Annotated in this window: 17 protein-coding genes; 4 read left to right on the forward strand and 13 right to left on the reverse strand. The window is 56.1% G+C overall.

Annotation, left to right across the window (positions count from 1 at the left end; translation table 11 throughout):
• Positions 1 to 633 precede the first annotated feature (633 nt).
• The 9 genes from PHD76_09505 to atpB form a co-directional block, all read right to left on the reverse strand.
• Positions 634 to 939, reverse strand: coding sequence for a hypothetical protein (locus PHD76_09505; GenBank protein ID MDD5262069.1), 306 nt, complete (start codon positions 937 to 939; stop codon positions 634 to 636).
• 853 nt (positions 940 to 1,792) lie between these two features.
• Positions 1,793 to 2,203 (reverse strand): ATP synthase F1 subunit epsilon, encoded by a 411-nt coding sequence (gene atpC / locus PHD76_09510; GenBank protein ID MDD5262070.1) that lies wholly within the window; start codon positions 2,201 to 2,203, stop codon positions 1,793 to 1,795.
• A gap of 33 nt (positions 2,204 to 2,236) precedes the next feature.
• Entirely contained in the window at positions 2,237 to 3,649 is a 1,413-nt protein-coding gene (gene atpD / locus PHD76_09515; GenBank protein MDD5262071.1) for a F0F1 ATP synthase subunit beta, read from the reverse strand.
• 58 nt (positions 3,650 to 3,707) lie between these two features.
• Positions 3,708 to 4,583, reverse strand: a complete 876-nt coding sequence (gene atpG, locus PHD76_09520; protein ID MDD5262072.1) for an ATP synthase F1 subunit gamma — start codon at positions 4,581 to 4,583, stop codon at positions 3,708 to 3,710.
• A 52-nt stretch (positions 4,584 to 4,635) separates the two neighbouring features.
• Positions 4,636 to 6,171, reverse strand: coding sequence for a F0F1 ATP synthase subunit alpha (gene atpA, locus PHD76_09525; protein MDD5262073.1), 1,536 nt, complete (start codon positions 6,169 to 6,171; stop codon positions 4,636 to 4,638).
• A gap of 12 nt (positions 6,172 to 6,183) precedes the next feature.
• Complete coding sequence (locus PHD76_09530) at positions 6,184 to 6,573, reverse strand: F0F1 ATP synthase subunit delta (GenBank protein MDD5262074.1); 390 nt, start codon at positions 6,571 to 6,573, stop codon at positions 6,184 to 6,186.
• Positions 6,574 to 6,585: 12 nt separating this feature from the next.
• A complete protein-coding gene (atpF, locus tag PHD76_09535; GenBank protein ID MDD5262075.1) occupies positions 6,586 to 7,086 on the reverse strand; it encodes a F0F1 ATP synthase subunit B in 501 nt (166 codons plus the stop codon).
• A 34-nt stretch (positions 7,087 to 7,120) separates the two neighbouring features.
• Positions 7,121 to 7,336: an ATPase gene (locus PHD76_09540; protein ID MDD5262076.1), complete on the reverse strand. Its 216-nt coding sequence runs from the start codon at positions 7,334 to 7,336 to the stop codon at positions 7,121 to 7,123.
• A 78-nt stretch (positions 7,337 to 7,414) separates the two neighbouring features.
• Positions 7,415 to 8,218: a F0F1 ATP synthase subunit A gene (gene atpB / locus PHD76_09545; GenBank protein MDD5262077.1), complete on the reverse strand. Its 804-nt coding sequence runs from the start codon at positions 8,216 to 8,218 to the stop codon at positions 7,415 to 7,417.
• A gap of 344 nt (positions 8,219 to 8,562) precedes the next feature.
• On the opposite strand from atpB, the gene PHD76_09550 reads away from it, so the two are divergent.
• The 4 genes from PHD76_09550 to PHD76_09565 all read left to right on the forward strand — a co-directional run bounded on the left by PHD76_09550 (position 8,563) and on the right by PHD76_09565 (position 11,168).
• Positions 8,563 to 9,828, forward strand: a complete 1,266-nt coding sequence (locus PHD76_09550) for a CHASE2 domain-containing protein (protein MDD5262078.1) — start codon at positions 8,563 to 8,565, stop codon at positions 9,826 to 9,828.
• Positions 9,829 to 9,835: 7 nt separating this feature from the next.
• Entirely contained in the window at positions 9,836 to 10,162 is a 327-nt protein-coding gene (locus PHD76_09555; GenBank protein ID MDD5262079.1) for an SMR family transporter, read from the forward strand.
• A gap of 107 nt (positions 10,163 to 10,269) precedes the next feature.
• The gene (locus tag PHD76_09560; protein MDD5262080.1) at positions 10,270 to 10,557 is read left to right on the forward strand and encodes a hypothetical protein; all 288 of its coding nucleotides are present in this window, start codon (positions 10,270 to 10,272) and stop codon (positions 10,555 to 10,557) included.
• 377 nt (positions 10,558 to 10,934) lie between these two features.
• Complete coding sequence (locus PHD76_09565) at positions 10,935 to 11,168, forward strand: addiction module protein (protein MDD5262081.1); 234 nt, start codon at positions 10,935 to 10,937, stop codon at positions 11,166 to 11,168.
• A 219-nt stretch (positions 11,169 to 11,387) separates the two neighbouring features.
• Here PHD76_09565 and PHD76_09570 read toward each other — a convergent pair whose 3' ends face one another.
• The 4 genes from PHD76_09570 to PHD76_09585 form a co-directional block, all read right to left on the reverse strand.
• Positions 11,388 to 12,866 carry a glutamate synthase subunit beta gene (locus PHD76_09570; GenBank protein MDD5262082.1) on the reverse strand — a complete coding sequence of 493 codons (1,479 nt, stop codon included), beginning with the start codon at positions 12,864 to 12,866 and terminating at the stop codon, positions 11,388 to 11,390.
• 178 nt (positions 12,867 to 13,044) lie between these two features.
• Complete coding sequence (gene gltB / locus PHD76_09575; GenBank protein MDD5262083.1) at positions 13,045 to 17,637, reverse strand: glutamate synthase large subunit; 4,593 nt, start codon at positions 17,635 to 17,637, stop codon at positions 13,045 to 13,047.
• Between the two features lie 305 nt (positions 17,638 to 17,942).
• Positions 17,943 to 19,445 (reverse strand): acetyl-CoA hydrolase/transferase family protein, encoded by a 1,503-nt coding sequence (locus PHD76_09580; GenBank protein ID MDD5262084.1) that lies wholly within the window; start codon positions 19,443 to 19,445, stop codon positions 17,943 to 17,945.
• Entirely contained in the window at positions 19,442 to 20,173 is a 732-nt protein-coding gene (locus tag PHD76_09585; GenBank protein MDD5262085.1) for a biotin--[acetyl-CoA-carboxylase] ligase, read from the reverse strand. Before PHD76_09585 ends, PHD76_09580 begins: the two co-directional genes overlap by 4 nt.

The raw sequence follows: 20,173 nt of genomic DNA on the forward strand, positions 1-20,173 counted from the left end.
GCAAACCGCTCGACTTTTGCCAAACGCTGAAATATCGAATCCTCAGAATTCTGCGCATGCGTGGAAATGACAGTAAGAACGAAAAAAGTAATAATCAGGCTCAGTTTCATTTTTCTAAATCGAACGTTACGCATCAGGCATGACCTGCGACGGCGCGGCTCCTGCCGGAGCGTAGCGACAAGCAGGAGGCGTGACGAAGTAGGTCATTGGCTGGATGCGCTGGTTAGACGGTTTGTTCTACTGAGCGTAAATCCGGTTCCGCAAAAGTCGAGAAATCTCCCTCTCGATCTTGATCCTAATCCAGAGTTTTTCCACCCTGCCGCGTTGACCAAGTCCTTTTGAAATTTCACCATCAACTCGGCCCGTATTTTTTGTCTTTCCGCAAGATGTTGCTCAACCGACAGACTTTTGCAGCCGGGGGCGATAATCGAAACATCTGATTTCATTTTGTGTCCGTCTAACGCTAAGCTCACCCACGGCTCTCTGGAAGCGGCGGCTGGCAGCAAAACGGTGCAAGGCGAAGGCGCGGAGGCTGCGGAAGCAGCGTCCGTGACTGAGCCGGTGGAGTTGTGACCGCGCTTTTAAACGACCCGCGCGGAGAGCCGTTGGTGTGCAGCGCCTGGTTCGGTGTTTTCATGTGATTGTGATTCCATCCGATTCACCCACTAAATTGAAGCTTCCATCCGGTGATTGCATTTCTATCTGGGGTCGCTTCTCGTCTCTTTCAAGGACGGCGATCTCCTGCCCATTAATTGGGCCAATACCGATTGCTTTTCCGTCAGTTGGGTATGCCAGTGTGGTATCGCGAGCGATGCGCTCCCAAGTGTGGGTTTCATATACGCCGCGACCTGAGTGCGAAATGGCGAGTAAATAGTTCCCTGAGGCATCAAATCCCATGGCGACTAAACCACCGATTAATAAATGCTTGCGTGGATTCATGTTTATTTCACCGAACGTTACGCATCAGGCATGACCTGCGACGGCGCGGCTCCTGCCGGAGCGTAGCGACAAGCAGGAGGCGTGACGAAGTAGGTCATTGGCTGGATGCGCTGGTTAGACGGTTTGTTCTACTGAGCGTAAATCCGGTTCCGCAAAAGTCGAGAAATCTCCCTCTCGATCTTGATCCTAATCCAGAGTTTTTCCACCCTGCCGCGTTGACCAAGTCCTTTTGAAATTTCACCATCAACTCGGCCCGTATTTTTTGTCTTTCCGCAAGATGTTGCTCAACCGACAGACTTTTGCAGCCGGGGGCGATAATCGAAACATCTGATTTCATTTTATGTCCGTCTAACAGTATTATTCAACCACCGGTGTTTGTATCTGGTTAAAGGCCACCGGTGCTATATCACAGATCAATACCACCCAAAATCGGGAGATTCGTCTTTGGTGCTTCATTTGTGGGATTTTTGCACTCCGATAGCTTCCGATCAAGAAAATCCACGGCGTCCTGCAGCATTTTCACATAAACACATTTATTCCTTCTGAATGTTTAACAGGTGACAATTTTGAAAAAATCCGGAGACATCACCACGATGATCTATACCCACGTCCTCAACCGCCCGGGGATCGCCGTCGTGTCGCCGTTGGACGAGTGAGGGAAAGGGATTTAACGCAAAGCCGCAATGCGCCAGCGGCGCACGCAAAGAAATAAAATTTATTGTTTTTGACGGGCAAACAAAACCCGCCTTCATTTCCCCCGCACAACGGAATATTCCGACGTATCGCCGCGCTCAAGATCCAAAGCGGTGTCGCGCTGCACTTGCCACCGCACTCTACATTTAAACATTTCAGATCAGCCGCGCTTGCGGCGCTTGAGATTCAACTGGGCCACCGATTTCCGGATCGTGGCCATGAGAACGGCAGCCTGGTCAGGTTCGTGCTTCGCCGCCGCCAAGGCCTGCTCGGCACGCTGCAGAGCTTCCTCAACCTTGCCTTCGTCGATCTGCGCTTCCGTCACCGCAAGGTCCGTGAGCAGCGTGACCGTTGTTCCCGTTACCTCCACAAAGCCATCCCCCACCACCAGAAGATCCACATGGCCCCCCTTGTTCACCTTTAACTCACCGGGCTTGACCATGGTCAGCAGCGGGGTGTGGCCGGGTAATATACCCAATTCTCCCTCGACACCGGGAATCACCACTCCGTCCACGTCATCAGAGTACGCCCTCTTCTCCGGGGTCACGATTTCCAGATGCAGTTTTGCCATGTTCAGAATTCCGATTGCCGTCTCATCAACACATCAGGTTTTTGCCTTCGAGACGGTGTCAATGCCGCCCTTCATATAGAAGTTGGCTTCAGGCACTTCGTCATGCTTGCCATCCAGGATTTCCTTGAAACCGCGGATCGTGTCGGCGATCGTCACATATTGGCCGGAGAATCCGGTGAATATTTCGGCCACATGGAACGGCTGGCTGAGAAAGCGCTGGATCTTGCGCGCCCGATACACCGTCAGCTTGTCCTCGGGCGAAAGTTCATCCATGCCCAGAATCGCAATAATGTCCTGAAGTTCCTTGTATTTCTGAAGCACGCGCTGCACGCCGCGGGCGACCGCATAATGCTCCTCTCCAACCACTTCAGGCGAAAGCGCCTTCGATGTCGAGGCCAGCGGGTCCACGGCGGGGTAAATGCCGAGCTCGGCAATCGAACGCTCCAGCACGATGGTAGAGTCCAGGTGCGCGAACGTGTTCGCCGGGGCCGGGTCCGTCAAGTCGTCCGCAGGCACATAAACCGCCTGGAACGACGTGATGGAACCCCGCTTGGTCGAGGTGATGCGTTCCTGCAGATCGCCCATTTCCGTTGCAAGAGTGGGTTGATAGCCCACCGCGCTCGGGGAACGCCCCAACAGGGCTGAGACTTCCGAGCCCGCCTGCGAGAAGCGGAAAATGTTGTCGATGAACAGCAGCACGTCCTGGTTTTTTTCATCGCGGAAATATTCCGCCATGGCCAGGCCCGTCAACGCCACACGCATACGGGCTCCGGGGGGTTCGTTCATCTGGCCATAAACCAGCGCCACCTTGGACTCCTCGATCTTGTCCAGGTTGATGACGCCGGATTCGGACATTTCATTGTAAAGATCATTACCTTCGCGCGTACGCTCGCCCACGCCCGCAAAAACCGAATAGCCGCCGTGCGCCTTGGCAATGTTGTTGATCAACTCCATGATGACAACAGTCTTGCCGACGCCGGCCCCGCCGAACGCGCCAACCTTGCCGCCTTTGGTGAAGGGACAGATCAAATCGATGACCTTGATGCCGGTCTCAAGGACCTGGGCTCTGGTGTCCTGCTCGGTCAGCAACGGAGCGGGACGATGAATGGGATAGGTTTTTTCATATTTGACGGGCCCGCGCTCATCCACCGGTTCGCCGAGAACATTGAAAACACGGCCAAGCACGCCTTCGCCCACCGGGACACAAATGGGCCCGCCGGTGTCCTCCGCTTCCATGCCGCGCTTCAGACCGTCGGTCGAAGACATGGCCACGGCGCGCACCCATCCTTCACCAAGATGCTGCTGCACCTCAAATACCACCGTGACTTCCTTGCCTTCGCGCGGAAAAGTCGCTTTTACAGCCGAATAGAGTGCCGGCACCTGCTTCTCGAATTCGATGTCAACCACCGGTCCGATTATTTGTACAATTTTACCTATATTGCTCATATCATCTCCGATTCATTTAAATCTTCCATCACATCCAGCCGTTTAGCGTCTTGCCAGGCTATTCCGCCGCCATCTGGGCGGAGGAAATCTCAAGGATCTCGTTTGTAATCGCAGCCTGGCGCGCCTTGTTGTATTCCAAAGTCAACTCCTTGACCAGTTGGCTGGCATTGTCCGTTGCGGTTTTCATCGCCACCATGCGCGCGCTGTGTTCCGACGCGCGGGCTTCCAACAGCATATGGTACACCTGAAAATGCACGTACGCCGGAAGCAGTTCCGACAATAATGTTTCCACATCCGGCTCGTACAAATGTTCCACCGGATTGGCCTCCTGTTGGGCGTGGGATTTGCCTGCGAGCAGGCCGGGGTCCGTGTTCGCCAGGTCCTGAATCGGCAGAACCTGGAGCTTCTGGGATTTTTGCACCAGCGTATTGATAAATTTTGGATATAAAACCGACAGGGAATCGACCTCCCGGGCAAGGAACTTGTCTATCAAAAATTTGGAGACCTGCTTGACCTCGCCGAAACCCGCCTTCTCAGCGATCTCAAAATCAGCCAGCAAGTTGCGTCCGCTCCGTGCCAAAAACTGCTTTCCCTTGCGCCCAACACTGACAAAGACCGTTTCGCGGGGAAGGCCCGCCGCTTCGCGCAACAGATTGGTGTTCAGCCCGCCGCACAAACCCTTGTCGGTCGTGATCAACAGAGCACAGGGCGTTTTTTGCGGACGGCTGTTCCAGAGCGGATGCTCAAGCCTGCCCGCCCTGCGGCTGAGCGAACGGAGCATTTTGTCCATCTGTTCGGCGTAAGGACGCCCGGCCAAAGCCTGGTCCTGGGCACGGCGCATCTTGGACGCCGCCACCATCTGCATGGCTTTGGTGATCTGGGCCGTGTTCTTGACGGATTTGATCCTCCGCCGTATGTCCCGCAATGCTGCCATAATAATATCGCCAACTTAAAAACCTGAAATTTTCAACGATCCCGCCCGCCGCTTATTGGGGGTTCGTCGCGTGGAATTCGACGAGCGCGTTTCGAATCTCGTCGATAAGCCCGTCATCAAGCGCCTTCTTGGCCGCAATCTGTTTCAGCATCGCTTCCTTGCGGGTGACGAGATATTCCGTCATTTTTTCCTGCACGGCCTTGATCTTGTCCACCGGAACGCCGTCGAAATAGCCGTTCTGCGCCGCCCAAAGAATCGCAACCTGAAGCTCGACCGGAATGGGATTGTATTGGCGTTGTTTGAAAATTTCGACAATGCGCGCGCCACGATCCAGCTTTGTCTTGGTTGCCGCATCCAGATCCGAGGCAAACTGGGAAAAGGCGGCCAATTCCCTGAACTGGGCCAGTTCCAGCTTGACCTTGCCCGCCACCTGTTTGATGGCTTTGATCTGTGCCGCGGACCCCACGCGCGAAACGGACAAACCCACATTGATCGCAGGCCTGACACCCTGGTAAAACAAATCGGATTCCAGGTAAATCTGGCCGTCCGTGATGGAGATCACGTTGGTCGGAATATAGGCGGAAACGTCACCCGCCTGGGTTTCAATGATCGGCAGGGCCGTCAGGGAACCGTTGCCGTTCTTTTCGTTGACGCGCGCCGAGCGTTCCAACAACCGGGAATGCAAATAGAAAACGTCGCCCGGATAAGCTTCACGCCCCGAGGGACGCTTGAGGATCAGCGAAATCTGCCGGTAGGCCACGGCGTGTTTGGAGAGATCGTCATAAATGATGAGCGCATCCATGCCGTTTTGCATGAACCATTCCCCGATGGCTGCCCCGGCGAACGGCGCCAGGTATTGCGCTGTCGCCGAATCCGACGCCGTCGCGGCGACCACAATGGTGTAAGGCAACGCTCCGCTTGCCTCCAGAGTGCCGATGACCCGCGCCAGGTTTGCGCGTTTCTGGCCAATCGCCACATAGATCGAATACAACGGGCGGTATTCCTTATTGCCCGTCTGCTCGGCTTCACGGTTCAACTTGGCCTGGCTGATGATGGTATCAACCGCCACGGTGGTTTTGCCGGTCGCGCGGTCCCCGATGATCAATTCGCGCTGGCCGCGGCCGATGGGAATCATCGCATCAATCGCCATGATCCCGGTTTGCACGGGCTGGCTCACCGGTTTGCGCTGGATGATGCCGGGCGCGAGTTTTTCGAGCGGATTGAAGCTTTCGGCTTTGACAGGTCCCTTGCCGTCCAACGGAGAACCGAGCGCATCAACCACGCGTCCCAGCAAGGCCTTGCCCACGGGGACCTGCAACAGCTTTCCGGTGGTCTTGACTTCGTCCCCTTCCTTGATGCCCAGATAGTCGCCCAGTATAATGGCGCCGACCTGCGTATCTTCCAGGTTCAATGACAGGCCCATCGCGCCGCCTGGAAACTCTATCATTTCATGATAAGCCACTCCGGCAAGGCCCTCGATCTTAACAACGCCGTCCATGATCTCGCGGACCGTGCCCACGCTGGTTTTGGAGACGTCCGTTTTCAGGCCTTTGATCTGCGATTCAATATCCGCCAATAAGGTGCTCATAATTTTTAATTATCAAAAACTCCGCTGCAGGGCATCCAAACGGCCCTGTACACTGCCATCCCACAAATCACTTCCCACTTGAATCCGAAGTCCTCCCAAAAGGGCCGGGTTCGAAACCACTTCAATTTTCAAATCATCGCCAAACCTGGCCAGCAGACGGTTGCGCAATTCCGCTTCCTCGGCCTCCAGCGGCACGGCGCTTTCCACCAAAGCCGTGCGGCGCCGCTCATCAAGTTCCACCAGCTTGTAAATGCCGAGCAGAATGGCCCTATGGTTGCGCGGGCGCAGGGCAGCGATCTGCTTCACCACTTCGCGCATCCGGTTTTCATCCAGCCGGCCTCCGGCATGGCAAAAGGCAAACCATTTTCTCGCTGCGGCACGGGCTTCTCGGTTGATTTTCATGGAGGCAACAGGTCAATGGACCGCCAACCCGCTGATGGTTTCTTTTTGAAGGCGCACTTGGTCTTCGGCCGTCAGGATTTTTCCGGTGACCTGCGAGGTCGTCGCCACCACCAGCCGCCCGAGTTCCTGTTTCAATTCGCCCATCATGCGTTCGCGATCCAGCGCGGCGGCTTCCTCAGCCTTGCGAATCAGGGTTTCCGCCTGCTGCACCGCTTCCTGGACTTTTTTTGCGCCGATCAAGTCCGCGCTCTTCTTGGCCTCTTCAATCAGGCGGTTGCCCTCGGCGCCGGCTTGGGCCATCAATTCAACGCGTTTTTTTTCCGCAGCTTCCAGTTCCTGGCGGATCCGTTCCGCGTTGGCCACGCCTTCGGCGATCAGCCGCTTGCGCTCCTCCAAGACATTCAGGATCGGCCCGAAGGCGTATTTTTTAAGGATAATAAACAGCACCAGCCAGATGGCCAACTGTCCGAAGAAACGGCCCAGATCAATGCCGAAATTATTGAGGATTTCCATACCCGTTTGGTCCTAAGCGGCGCCGTTCCACCCGTCAATGCATCAACTGGGGCAGGAAGAGGGTGTAAAACGCAATGGCTTCGGCCAGCGCGATACAAAGGATCGCCATGACCAAAATGACGCCGATGGCGCCCGGATTCCGCCCAACGGCTTCCACTGCTTTGGCGCCAATGATCCCAATGCCGATGGCCGCGCCGAGGAGGGCCATGGCGAGGGTAATATTACCTGTGACTTCTGCTAGCAACATCATAGTAAGTAATTCTTTCTTGTTGGTTTTTCTTTTTCTCGACCGGGCCTGCCGCGCGGAAGCGGCGCGACCCGCTCAAATTCAATGAGCCCCGCCGGGCTCCCTGTCCGGTATGGCCAACCGGGTATAAACGGCGCAAAGCACCACAAACACCAAGGCCTGCACCAAGCCAACCATTAATTCCAGACAGTAAAATGGAAAAGTGAAAACAACCGACCACACCGGCCCGGCAATCGCACTCATGGCATGCAGAATGTTCTCACCGGCAAAAATATTGGCGAACAACCGCACGGCCAGCGTAATCGGACGCAGGGCAATCGACAACAGCTCCAGCATCCCGACAAAAAGAAAAATCACGCCCACCACGATTTTGACCACCAGGGGAAACTGCACGTCGGGCACGAATATGTGCTTGAGAAAATTGACAATGCCCTCCTCCGTGAACACCCAATAAATCCAAATAACCATGAACAACAGGGCCAGACCGGCGGTGACGTTCAAATCGGTGCTGGAAGGGCGCAACAACGGCTCAGTCACTTCAAAAACACCGTTTTGAACCTCGCCAAAACCGATGGTGCTGACTCCCGGCAGCAGGCCAATCCAGTTGCCAACCAGGATGAAAATAAAAAACGAACCCAAAAGGGGAAATACCTTGGGCGTCATGCGCTTGCCCACCACCGTCTCCACCAGATTGTAAAGCTGCTCCACCACCCACTCGCAAAAATTTTGCAGGGAGCCGGGCACCAATTCGATTTTGCGCAACCCCAGTTGAACCAACGCGACCAGAACGGCCACCACCAAAATAGTGAATAGAGTAACGTTGGTAAACCAATTTACTCCGCCGAAACTTTGGGCTTGGGGGCTGACTGATGCAAAAAAAATCATAACAAGGGAAGAAAAATAATCCTCGAACAGATAAATAAGGCAAGCAAAAGTTCGCCTAATTTAAGTATTCCGTGTAGTAATTTATTTAATCACAACGTGTTGTGTGACAAGCCTTGAGCTTATGATGTATTAGAATAGCTTGAATCAGTATTAGATCCCCGTAAGCTTTCGCGTGATTCTAAATCCGCCTCAATCCGCGCTTATCCCTCAATCCCTGTCGGGTTCGAAATTCCGATCTGCGGTTAAATCTTCCTTTCCAAGCCATGACACAGGCATACTCAGTGCTCGTTAATGACCTCCAAATCCACTTCTATTTTTAGGCAACACCGCGTAGAAAGCCTCTCTTGAAGCTGAATCTGCCCATTACTCAAATCCGTTGGATCTGCCTGGGCCTGGGCCTGATCCTGAGCGTCGCCGCCTGGGTCGCCCATCTGGAAGGTTTTTCCCTGCCTCTTGAACGCCGGGTCCTGGCGCAATTGCAGCGCTTGAAATCCAGCCCCGTGGAACCTCCCGTCATGCTGGTCACCATTCAGGATGCGGGACAACGCGGCTGGCCCTGGTCCAGCCTCGACTACGCGGTGCTGATGAATGCGCTGGGACCGTTCCATCCCGAGGTTGTGGCGCTGTCCATCCCCCTGCTGGAAGGCGATCCGGTTTACCGGGTTTACGACATTCAACTGGGCAAGCAGATTGAAAAATTAAACAAGGTGGTGCTGTCCTGTTCCGGGGCGGAACCCAACCCCTTTTCAGACACAACCTTTTCCTCGGCCCTGCTCAAGGGCGTCCCGCCTCCGGACTTGTTTTCATTCAATGGGGCCGGCCTTCCCATACCTGAGATTCTCCGGCAGGCCCCCGTGGGCTTGAACATCCTCCCCGTTGACGGAAACGGTCTGACAAAAAAAATCCCCCTGTTGGCGCTGTACCATAACAATCTCACCGCCACCTTTCTTCTGCAGGTTTACGCGGAGTACCTGAAAACAGACTGGCGGCGCTCCGAATATTCGGATTCCGAGATCATTCTGCGGAATTCAAAAGGCAGGGAACTGGCCCGCATCCCGGTGGACAAGGAGGGCTGCCTCATGCTTCACTATCATCCCGATACGATCCATAAATCCGCGGTTGAATTTTACCAGGCCGTGGTCGCCTCGGAACAGGTGCGCAACGGATTAAACCCCATCATGAACATCAGCCAGGCCGGACAAAAAATCGTTTTGGTTGGCGCTGAAGTGCCCGGGACCTACAGCCCGGTTCATACGCCGGTGGGAAAAACAGCGCCGGTACGCGTGCAATATCAGGCCTTGGAAAATCTTTTCAACCGCGACTTCACGCGCCCGTTGGCGCCTCCTGCTGTTTTGGGGATTTTGTTGCTGATCGGCATCTTCGCCTCTCAGGCGGCCCTGTTGCGCCACCTGCCGCTCAGCCTGTCGCTGCTTTCCCTGGCCGTTACCCTGACCGCCTGCGGCAGTGCCTTGCTCTACGAGCATGCCTCGCTCTGGGTACCGGCGGGCCTCATTATCCTCACAGCCTCCTTCACCTGGATTTTTTGCCGGGCCCTGTTTTTTTGCCTCTACGACCCCAACCCCCAGCAGGAGCTGGATTTAAGATTCTAACCCGGATATGAAGTTTTATTCTTTGATTCTCATTTACGCCCTGTCGATGACGTCCGCCAATATTTTTCTGAAATTTGCCAGCCAGGCGCAAGGCCTGCGCTGGTGGATTTTTTTCGCCCTTGCCAACGCCACCGGCTTTGCCTCCGTGATTGCGCTTCCCTTCGCACTCAAACTGTCCAATCCCAATCTGGTGTACGCCCTCGCCATCGGCGGGGGGTTCACCTTCCTCCAACTCGCCTCCTGCCTGCTCTTCCGCGAACCGCTTTCGTCCTGGCAATGGGGCGGCATCGCGCTCATCACGCTCGGGATTGTACTTTTGCAGATCCGCAGCTAACGCGGGGGAAATGTAGAATGCAGAATGAGGAATTTAGAAAATGGAAATTTAGGACTTAAAACTTTTTAAAGACAGGGGATTTGTTCTACAATCAAAATGTTAGTTACATGCAAAACCTGACTACCAAGAGCATTCCATTTCTACTGCGCTTTGGCATGGCCTGGGCTATCGGTGCCGTCATTTATTTTTTTGCCGTTGCAGTTACAGTCTATGACGGCATTCCTTCCCTCATTCTTCAGCCCTTTTGCGCTGCAGGCTTTAGTTTTGTTTGCGTTGCCTTTTGCGCTGTGGTTGGCCTGCCACTTCGGCTCCCGTTACTTCGCCAAGTCTGGCACGGCAACATGATTCTCGCTGCATTGCTTTGCTTGCGTATTCGGCCTCAGCAAGCCAGATGACCTTACACACTGATCCACAGACAAAAGAACGGTTCCAGAGCTTGGGCGACACTTCGATTTACGGGTACCTCACGCTTCTTTTTTCTATTACTAACTGGCCATCAGTATTTCCACGCTTCAATAATAAGAATGAAAAGGCCTAACTATGCTATGCTCGGGATTGGTTCCAGCTTGTCCCACAAGCAAGGCGCAACGATCCGTAGTGTACCGCGGACGTCCCGGCTGCGGGTTCAAGCAGCGTCACGCCCCGCATTCTGGCATCGGGACGATGCCTTAACTCGCAGGCGAGGACGCCCGCGCTACAAGCACCTGCCTTCAGACTGGATTGGCTGAAAACGAGAACTTGACCTCTTTCCGGATTGAGCAACACTTTTTACATGGTCAAAGCCGTTGAAAAATTGACTAAAGATGCTCTCTCCCTTCCTCCCCGTTCCCGAGCCCGATTGGCTTCCCGAATCCTTGATAGCTTGGAAGGACCCAAGGCAACTTCTCTGCGTAATTTATGGGCTCAAGAAGCAGAGAATCGAATCAACGCTTACGATGCCGGCCATATTCCCTCGATTCCCGGCGAACTGGTATTTAAACGCCTGCGGCTGAAAAATAAGATATGATTTTCTTCTTCCTGCCTCTTTGGAGTTGCAGGAAGCGGTTGACTATTACAACCAACGTCAAGAGGGCCTGGGAAATGAGTTTGCGATCGAAGTTTACCAGTCCCAATATCCGTGTACATCTGTGTTCATCCGTGGTTCAATCAGTTCTCAGCAGTGTTCTGAATTCCGCATTTCCCTCTGCGCCTTTGCGTCTCTGCGTGAGAAAATGTGTTAGCGCCTTTACGGCAGGTCCGTCGCGCCCATCAGATAGCGGTCGCATTCACGGGCGGCTTCCCGGCCTTCATTGATCGCCCAAACGACAAGGCTCTGGCCCCGGCGACAGTCGCCCGCGGCGAATACATTCGAAATGCTGGTCTGATATTTTCCATACTCCGCCTGGATGTTGCTGCGCGGATCCCGCGCAACGCCGAGCGACTCCAGCAACGGCTGCTCCGGCCCAAGGAAACCCATGGCCAGCAAAACCAACTGCGCGGGCAGCACTTTCTCCGTCCCTGGAACATTCTTCGGAACAAACTGGCCCTTCTCGTTCTTCTCCCAGCTCACCTGCACCGTGTGGACGGCCTTGACGCCGCCCTTGCCGTCGTCCTCAAATTTCACCGCCGTTGTCAGGTAAATCCGCGGATCGTCGCCGAATTTCGCAGCCGCTTCCTCCTGGCCATAATCCGCCTTGAACACCTTCGGCCATTCGGGCCATGGATTGTTCGCCGCCCGTTCCATCGGAGGCTTCGCCAGAATCTCAAGCTGCACCACGCTCTTGCAACCGTGCCGCATCGACGTGCCCACGCAGTCGGTACCCGTGTCACCGCCGCCGATGATCACCACATCCTTGCCTTTGGCGCTGATAATGTCGCCGCTCTTGTCGAGCACGGCCCTGGTGTTCGCCGTGAGAAATTCCATTGCGAAATGAATGCCGCTGAGCTTGCGGCCTTCAATCGGCAGATCGCGCGGGAACGTCGCGCCGGTGCAAAGCACAACCGCATCGACCTCTTTCAACAATTTTTTCGCTTCAAGGTTTTTCCCCACTTCGGTGCCACACACAAACTTTACGCCCTCGGCTTCCATCTGGCGGATGCGGCGGAGCACGACCTTTTCCTTGTCGAGTTTCATGTTCGGAATGCCATACATCAGCAAGCCGCCTGGCCTGTCAGCCCGCTCATAAACCGTGACCGTGTGGCCCGCGCGATTGAGTTGCGCCGCGGCGCTCAGACCGGCCGGACCGGAGCCGATGACCGCAATTTTTTTGCCCGTGCGGACTTTCGGAGCCTGGGAAACCACCCAGCCTTCCGCCCAACCCTTGTCGATGATCGCGCATTCAATATTCTTGATCGTCACCGGCGGGTCGATGATTCCCAGCGTGCAGGAACCCTCGCAGGGCGCGGGGCAAACCCGGCCTGTGAATTCGGGAAAGTTATTCGTCTTATGCAGGCGTTCAAGCGCTTCGCGCCAGAGCCCGCGATACACCAGATCGTTCCATTCGGGAATCAGATTATTGACCGGGCAGCCGCTGGCCATGCCGCTGATCAAGGTGCCGGTGTGGCAAAACGGAATGCCGCAATCCATGCAGCGCGCTCCCTGGTTGCGGAGTTTGTCCTCCGGCATGTGCAGGTGAAATTCATTCCAGTCCTTGGTACGCTCCAAAGGTCCGCGGTCCGCCGGAACTTCGCGCAGGTATTCGATAAAGCCTGTAGGTTTGCCCATAATCTTAAAATTTAATTTCGGAGTTATCCGCAGATTGCTCAGATTCCCGCAGATTTAAAACAAAAACCGTGTCCAAGCTGACGATGAACTTCCATCGCTGCGCCAATAATCTGGTAAGTTTGTTGATCTTCCTGCATTGCACTCAATCGGTGTAAATCAGCGTAATCTGCGGATAAAGTCAACCTCCGCCGATGCGTGCCACGTCCTTCGAGTTTTCTTCAAATGCCGCGGCCAGCGCATCGTCGCCGCTCAACCCCGACTGTTGCGCCTTCTTCAACGCCTGCAACACGCGCTTGTAATCCTTGGGCATCACCTTCACAAATTTTGGCAGTTTCTCCTCCCAGAGCGCGAGCACCTTGAATGCAAGCTTGCTTCCGGTGATGTCAGCATGCCGTTTGATCCTCTGGCGCAACTCTTCGATTTCCCCGGCTTCAACAACTTTTTCCAGTCCGATCATCGCGGTATTGCAGTGTCCGGCAAAATCGCCGGCTTCATCCAGCACATAGGCCACACCGCCGCTCATGCCGGCGGCAAAATTGCGTCCAGTGGCGCCCAGCACCACTACCGTTCCGCCGGTCATGTACTCGCAGGCATGGTCACCGACGCCCTCGACAACCGCATGCACGCCTGAGTTGCGGACGCAGAACCGTTCGCCGGCCATGCCGCGGATGTAAGCCTCTCCCGCGGTGGCGCCGTAAAACGCGACGTTGCCGGTGATGATGTTTTCCTCCGGCAAAAAGGTCGAACCTTCCGGCGGATAAACAATAATTTTACCCCCGCTGAGGCCTTTGCCGAGGTAGTCGTTGGCATCGCCTTCCAGTTTCAACGTGACGCCCTTGGGCACAAATGCGCCGAAGCTTTGTCCCGCCGACCCCTTGAAATGAAGCTGCACGGTGTCTTCCGGCAATCCGGCGGCCCCGTGGCTGCGCGTGATTTCATTGCCCAGGATCGTACCCACCACGCGGTTCACGTTATGAATGGGCAGCTCGCCCTTCACCTTCTCGCCCCGTTCGATGGCCGGCTTGCAAAGGTCCAGCAACTGCGTAATATCCAGCGACTTGTCAAGTCCGTGGTCCTGCGGAACCTGGCAGTAACGCCCCACCTCGGGCCCGACTTCCGGCTGGTACAAAATTTTTGAAAAGTCGAGGCCCTGCGCCTTCAGGTGGCCGACGGCCTTTCCAGCTTCAAGCCGGTCGGTGCGCCCGATCATTTCATTGATCGTCCGGAAACCGAGTTGCGCCATGATCTCGCGCAGTTCAGCGGCGACGAAGCGCATGAAGTTGACCGTGTATTCCGCGTCGCCCGTGAAGTTTTTGCGCAACTGCGGATCCTGCGTGGCCACGCCCACCGGGCAGGTGTTCAAATGGCAGACACGCATCATGATGCAACCCAGCGTCACCAGCGGCGCGGTGGCAAAACCAAATTCCTCGGCGCCGAGCAGCGCGGCAACCGCCACGTCGCGCCCGGTCTTCAACTGGCCGTCCGTTTCAACCACGATGCGGTTGCGCAGGTTGTTAAGCACGAGCGTCTGGTGCGTCTCGGCCAGACCGAGCTCCCATGGAAGGCCCGCATGCTTGATGCTCGAAAGCGGCGATGCCCCGGTGCCGCCGTCAAAGCCGCTGATCAACACCACATCGGCGTGCGCTTTCGACACACCGGCGGCGATGGTGCCGACACCGACCTCCGACACAAGCTTCACGCTGATGCGAGCGCGACGATTGGCGTTCTTCAAGTCATGGATCAACTCCGCAAGGTCTTCGATGGAATATATATCATGGTGCGGTGGCGGCGAAATAAGTCCGACGCCCGGCGTGGTGTGCCGGGTCTTGGCAATCGGGGGATACACCTTGCGGCCGGGCAGTTCGCCGCCCTCGCCGGGCTTGGCGCCCTGGGCCATCTTGATCTGGATTTCCTGAGCCTTGGAAAGATACAGGCTGGTCACTCCGAAACGCCCGGAAGCGACCTGCTTGATCGCTGAGTTTTTCGAATCGCCTTTTTCATTCGTCCAAGTGTAGCGCTCGGGGTCCTCCCCGCCTTCGCCGGTATTGGATTTACCGCCGAGCCGGTTCATGGCAATCGCAAGGGTTTCGTGCGTTTCCTTGGAAATCGAACCATAACTCATGGCCCCGGTCTTGAATCGCTTTACGATCGTTTCAACCGATTCCACCTCGCTGAGCGGGACCGAATCGCCCTTCTTGAACTCCAGTAATCCGCGCAACGTGAAATGCTGCCGGTCCTGCTCGTTCACCAGCTTGGCGTATTCCTTGTACGTTTCGTAGCTGCCGGTACGAACAGCCTTTTGCAGCTTGTGAATCGTCTCCGGGCTGAAAAGATGGGCCTCCCCTTCCTTGCGCCATTGATATTCACCGCCGACATCGAGCGTGTTCCCGTTCACCTGTCGTGCGGGGAAGGCGTGGGAATGGCGCCGCAACAAATCCGCCGCGATGGCGTTGAGATCGGCGCCTTCGATGCGCGACGGCGTGCGGGTGAAATATTTATCTACCACCGTATGGTTAAGGCCGACCGCCTCAAAAATCTGCGCGCCGCGGTAACTCTGCACGGTGGAAATGCCCATCTTGGCCATGGTCTTCACCACGCCCTTGATCGCCCCCTTGATGTAGTTCTTAACCGCCGTCTTGTGGTCCAGGCCCGGCAGCAGGCCCTGGCGGATCATGTCGTCCAGGGTCTCAAACGCGAGATACGGGTTGATCGCGCCCACGCCGTAACCGATCAGCACCGAAAAGTGATGCACCTCGCGCGGTTCGCCCGATTCCAGAACCAGGCCGACCCGGGTCCGGGTGCCCTGGCGGATCAGGTGATGATGCAGGCCGGACACGGCGAGCAACGCGGGGACAGCCACACGGTCCTTGTCCACGCCACGGTCGGACAGCACCAGCAGATTGATTCCTTTTTCAATCGCCGCATCCGCTTCCGCGAAAATGCGGTCCAGCGCCTTTTCCAGGCCCCGCGCTCCCTCCGATGCGGGAAAGACCATGGACAACGTCGCCGACTTGAATCCGGGGCGGTCCACATGCCGCAACTGTTCCAATTGCTCATTGGTCAGAATCGCATGCTCCAGCTTGATCATCCGGCAGCTTTCCGGCGTGGGCTTGAGCAGGTTGCCGCCCGAACCCAGCAGGGTGTCGGTCGAGGTGACGAGTTCCTCCCGGATCGGATCGATGGGCGGATTGGTCACCTGCGCAAAAAGCTGCTTGAAATAATCATAGAGCAGGGTCGGGCGGTTGGACAAAACCGCCAGCGGCGTGTCAGTCCCCATCGCGCCGACAGGTTGCACGCCCTCGCGGGCCATCGGCCCGATAATCACGCGCAAATCCTCGAACGAATATCCGAAAGCCTGTTGGCGCTGCAGCACCGTCTCATGATCCGACTCATGCACATGCGGCGGCTCGGGCAGGTCCGAAAGCGACACCAGATTTTTGTCGAGCCATTCGCGGTACGGCAGTTCGCGGACGATCTTTTGCTTGATCTCCTCGTCGGCCACAATCCGGCCCAGTTGCATATCCACCAGGAACATCCGCCCCGGTTGGAGGCGGCCCTTGCTCAAAATACGTTCCGGTTCAATCGGGAGCACACCGGCCTCGGAGGCCATGATAACCAAATCGTCTTTTGTGACATAATACCGCGACGGGCGCAGTCCGTTGCGGTCCAGCACCGCGCCGATGCAGGCGCCATCGGTAAAAGCAATGGAAGCGGGGCCGTCCCAAGGCTCCATCAGGCTGGAGTGATATTCGTAAAACGCCCGCTTGTCGTCCGGCATGCTCTCGTGATTTTCCCACGGCTCGGGAATCATCATCATCATCGCATGAGGCAGGGAACGGCCCGCCATGACGAGCAGCTCCAGGCAGTTGTCAAACATCGCGGAGTCGGACCCGCCCTCGCTGATGATCGGAAGGATCTTTTTGATGTCGTCGCCAAACAATTCGCTCTGAAAAAGGGACTGCCGCGCGTGCATCGAGTTGATGTTGCCGCGCAGGGTGTTGATTTCGCCGTTGTGGGCGAGATAACGGTAGGGATGCGAGCGGTCCCAACTGGGGAACGTGTTGGTCGAAAACCGCGAATGCACCAGCGCGAGCGCCGTCTCCATGTCCGGATCCTGCAGGTCGGGATAATACAGATCCACCTGCGCGGGCATGAGCATGCCCTTGTAAATAAGGGTCCGGCACGAGAGGCTCGCGATGTACCAGGCCGGATCGGTTCCGTTGGTCCGGATTTCGCTGGCGGCGCGCTTGCGGATGACATAGAGCTTGCGCTCAAACGCCTGGTCGTCGGCGCAGTTCTTGCCGCGCCCGATGAACACCTGGCGCATAGCCGGCTCGCCCGCCCTGGCTGTCTCACCCAGAGAAGTGTTAGATGTCGGAATCTCACGCCAACCGAGCGCCGTCTGGCCTTCCTCGGTTATGATTTTTTCAAAAATCCCGCGGGTTGCTTTTTGCACGGCCGCGTCTTTCGACGTGAAAACCATCCCCACGCCATATTGTCCGGCTGCAGGAAGCGAAATGCCCAGCGGCTTGGCAACCTTGCGAAGAAAGGAGTCGGGCATCTGCATCAGGATGCCGGCGCCGTCGCCCGTGTTCACCTCACAACCACAGGCTCCGCGGTGGTCGAGATTTACAAGAATGGTCAACGCCTGCCGCACGATCTCGTGCGACTTCTTCCCCTTCATGTTGACAATAAATCCGACCCCGCAGGCGTCATGCTCAAATTGCGGGTCGTACAGGCCTTGTTTGGGCGGTAATCCAGAGTGTTTCATTTCTTCCATTAAATTAGCACAGCGTATTCCAGTGCGAAATTTAGGCATCTGCTTCTGGATTGCGACAAAAATTCACACAAATTTAATAAAAGTCGCTGGACATGAGCTTGGTCAAGCGGAAAGACATATCCCGGTTTGATGGAGCGCGAGCGTCTCGCCCGCTCCGAGAGGGCATCCTGCCTCTCGGTTGTTTTGAAAGATTTTTTTGATTATTATATTATAGAGGCAAGACTGCCGGGCAGGATGCCCAGCAGAGCGGGACGCCCGCGCTCCGGTTTAGACAACCAAAATTCTCTTCCAAACCCTCAAAAATACTTGGACCAGTCCACGCCCTGCATGCTGCCGGTGTTCATGAATTGCTGGTGCATGGCATAGGCCGCGCTGAGCGTGTGCGGCGTATGGCCGCCTTTGAATTGGGCCAGATAGGTGCGCAATTCGGCGCGATAATCCGGATGCACACATTGCTCGATGATCAGTTGCGCCCGCTCGCTCGGTGTCCTGCCCCGCAGGTCCGCCACTCCCTGCTCGGTAATAATCACCTGGACCGAGTGCTCGCTGTGGTCCATGTGGCTGACCACGGGAACCAGGGTGCTGATCTTGCCGCCTTTCGCGGTGGACGGGCAGGTAAAAATCGAGATGTACCCGTTGCGGGTAAAGTCACCGGAACCGCCGATTCCGTTCATGAGGCTCTTGCCCAACACATGCGTTGAGTTGACGTTGCCAAACAAATCCACTTCCAGGGCTGTGTTCACGGTGATAATGCCCAGGCGGCGCACCATTTCCGGATTGTTGGTAATTTCCTGGGGCCGGAGCAGGATGCGCGAGCGGAAAAACTCCAGGTCGGCATAAATCTGATCCAGCACATCCGCGCTGGCGGTGATGGAGGTGCCGGTGGCAAATTTGACCTTGCCCTGCTTCATCAGCGCAATCACGGAATCCTGGATCACTTCCGTGTACATCTCGAAATTCGGAATGTCGGAATTGGCCCCCAAAGCCCCAAGAACCGCATTGGCAATGTTTCCCACCCCGGATTGGATCGGGAGGAATTCCTTCGGAATGCGTCCCGCTCGGATTTCAGCGGCCAGAAACAAGGCCACGTTTTCACCGATTTTGTTCGTCACAGGATCCGACGGGTCAAAGCTGCCGGTCTCGTCAGGCAGATTGGTTTCCACAACACCGACGATTTTCTTCGGATCGACCTTGATGAAAGGCGTTCCGATGCGGTCCGAGGGTTTGAGGATCGGAATCGGCAGACGGTGCGGAGGATTGAGCGGTTCGTAAATGTCGTGGAACCCGCGCAGGTTGGCGGGATGATAGCGGTTCAGCTCTATCAAAATCTTGTCGGTCACCTGGCAAAACGTAGGACTGGCGCCAACTGACGTCGTTGGGACAATTTCGCCACTGGCCGTCACATCACACGCCTCGACTATCGCCCAATTGAACTTCCCGAGAAACCCGTAGCGCACGGCCTGTGGGGCCATGGAAAGATGCATGTCAAAAAAGCGGATGCGGCCCTCGTTGATGCCCTTTCTCAAATCCTTGTTCGACTGGTACGGTGTGCGCCAGGCAATCGCGTCCGCCTGCGCCAAAGCGCCGTCCAGTGAAGGTCCTGTGGACGCGCCCGTCACCACTCCGATCTGAAAAGGCCTGCCCGCCGCATGTTCCGCAGTGGCTTTTACGGCAATCTCCTTCGGAATCGCCTTGGCCGCGCCCGCGGGCGTAAAACCGCTGAATCCAATGGTGTCTCCGTGTTGAACAAGTGATGCGGCTTCCGCGGCCGACATGATTTTATAATTGTGTGTTGTCATTTCTTTATCTCAGTCAATTTCCAAACATAGGGGCCTGAAACAGCCTGAATGCGGCCGTCCGGTTTTCTCAATTGCGGGTTTCCATCCGAATCGATCCCCATAAACTCTCCAAAAAGTTTTTCCCGGTCCACTTCCAATTCCACATTTCTCACTCCGCCCCAGCAGCGGTTGATCTCGCCGCAAAGAGACGAAAAGCCGGCCGTCTCGAATGCCTGAAACAGCCCGCCCAGTTCGTCCAAAATGGAGCGGGTCATCTTTTCGCGATCTGGCGCCTCCGGGATCAGCGAGCTCAAAGCCGCCGCCATGCCCTTCAACTCCGTTGATTCCTGTTCCGGATGGTTGGACAGATTCAACCCGATTCCAATCACCACACGATCCGGAGCCGGGCGTTCCAGCAAGACGCCGGCGATTTTCAAGTCGCCCGCCAGCAAATCATTCGGCCAGCGCAAACGCAGCCCCTGCACTCCCAATCTGCCGCAGACCCGGTATAAAGCCAGCCCCACGACCAGAGGCAGGCAAGCCACCTGCGGGTTGGCGGGATTCACCGGAAAAACCAGGGAGAACCAGAGCCCGCCCTCGCCGGAAACCCAAACACGGTCATGCCTTCCGCGGCCGGAAGTTTGCCGCCGGGCGCGAACCATGGACCAAGGAGGACGTCCTACCGCCAGGGTGTTGGTGGAATCGACTTCGTCAAAATCCTCGATTTCCCATTTAACAGAAGCAGCCAT

The sequence above is a fragment of the Candidatus Methylacidiphilales bacterium genome (assembly GCA_028713655.1).
Lineage (GTDB): Bacteria > Verrucomicrobiota > Verrucomicrobiia > Methylacidiphilales > JAAUTS01 > JAQTNW01.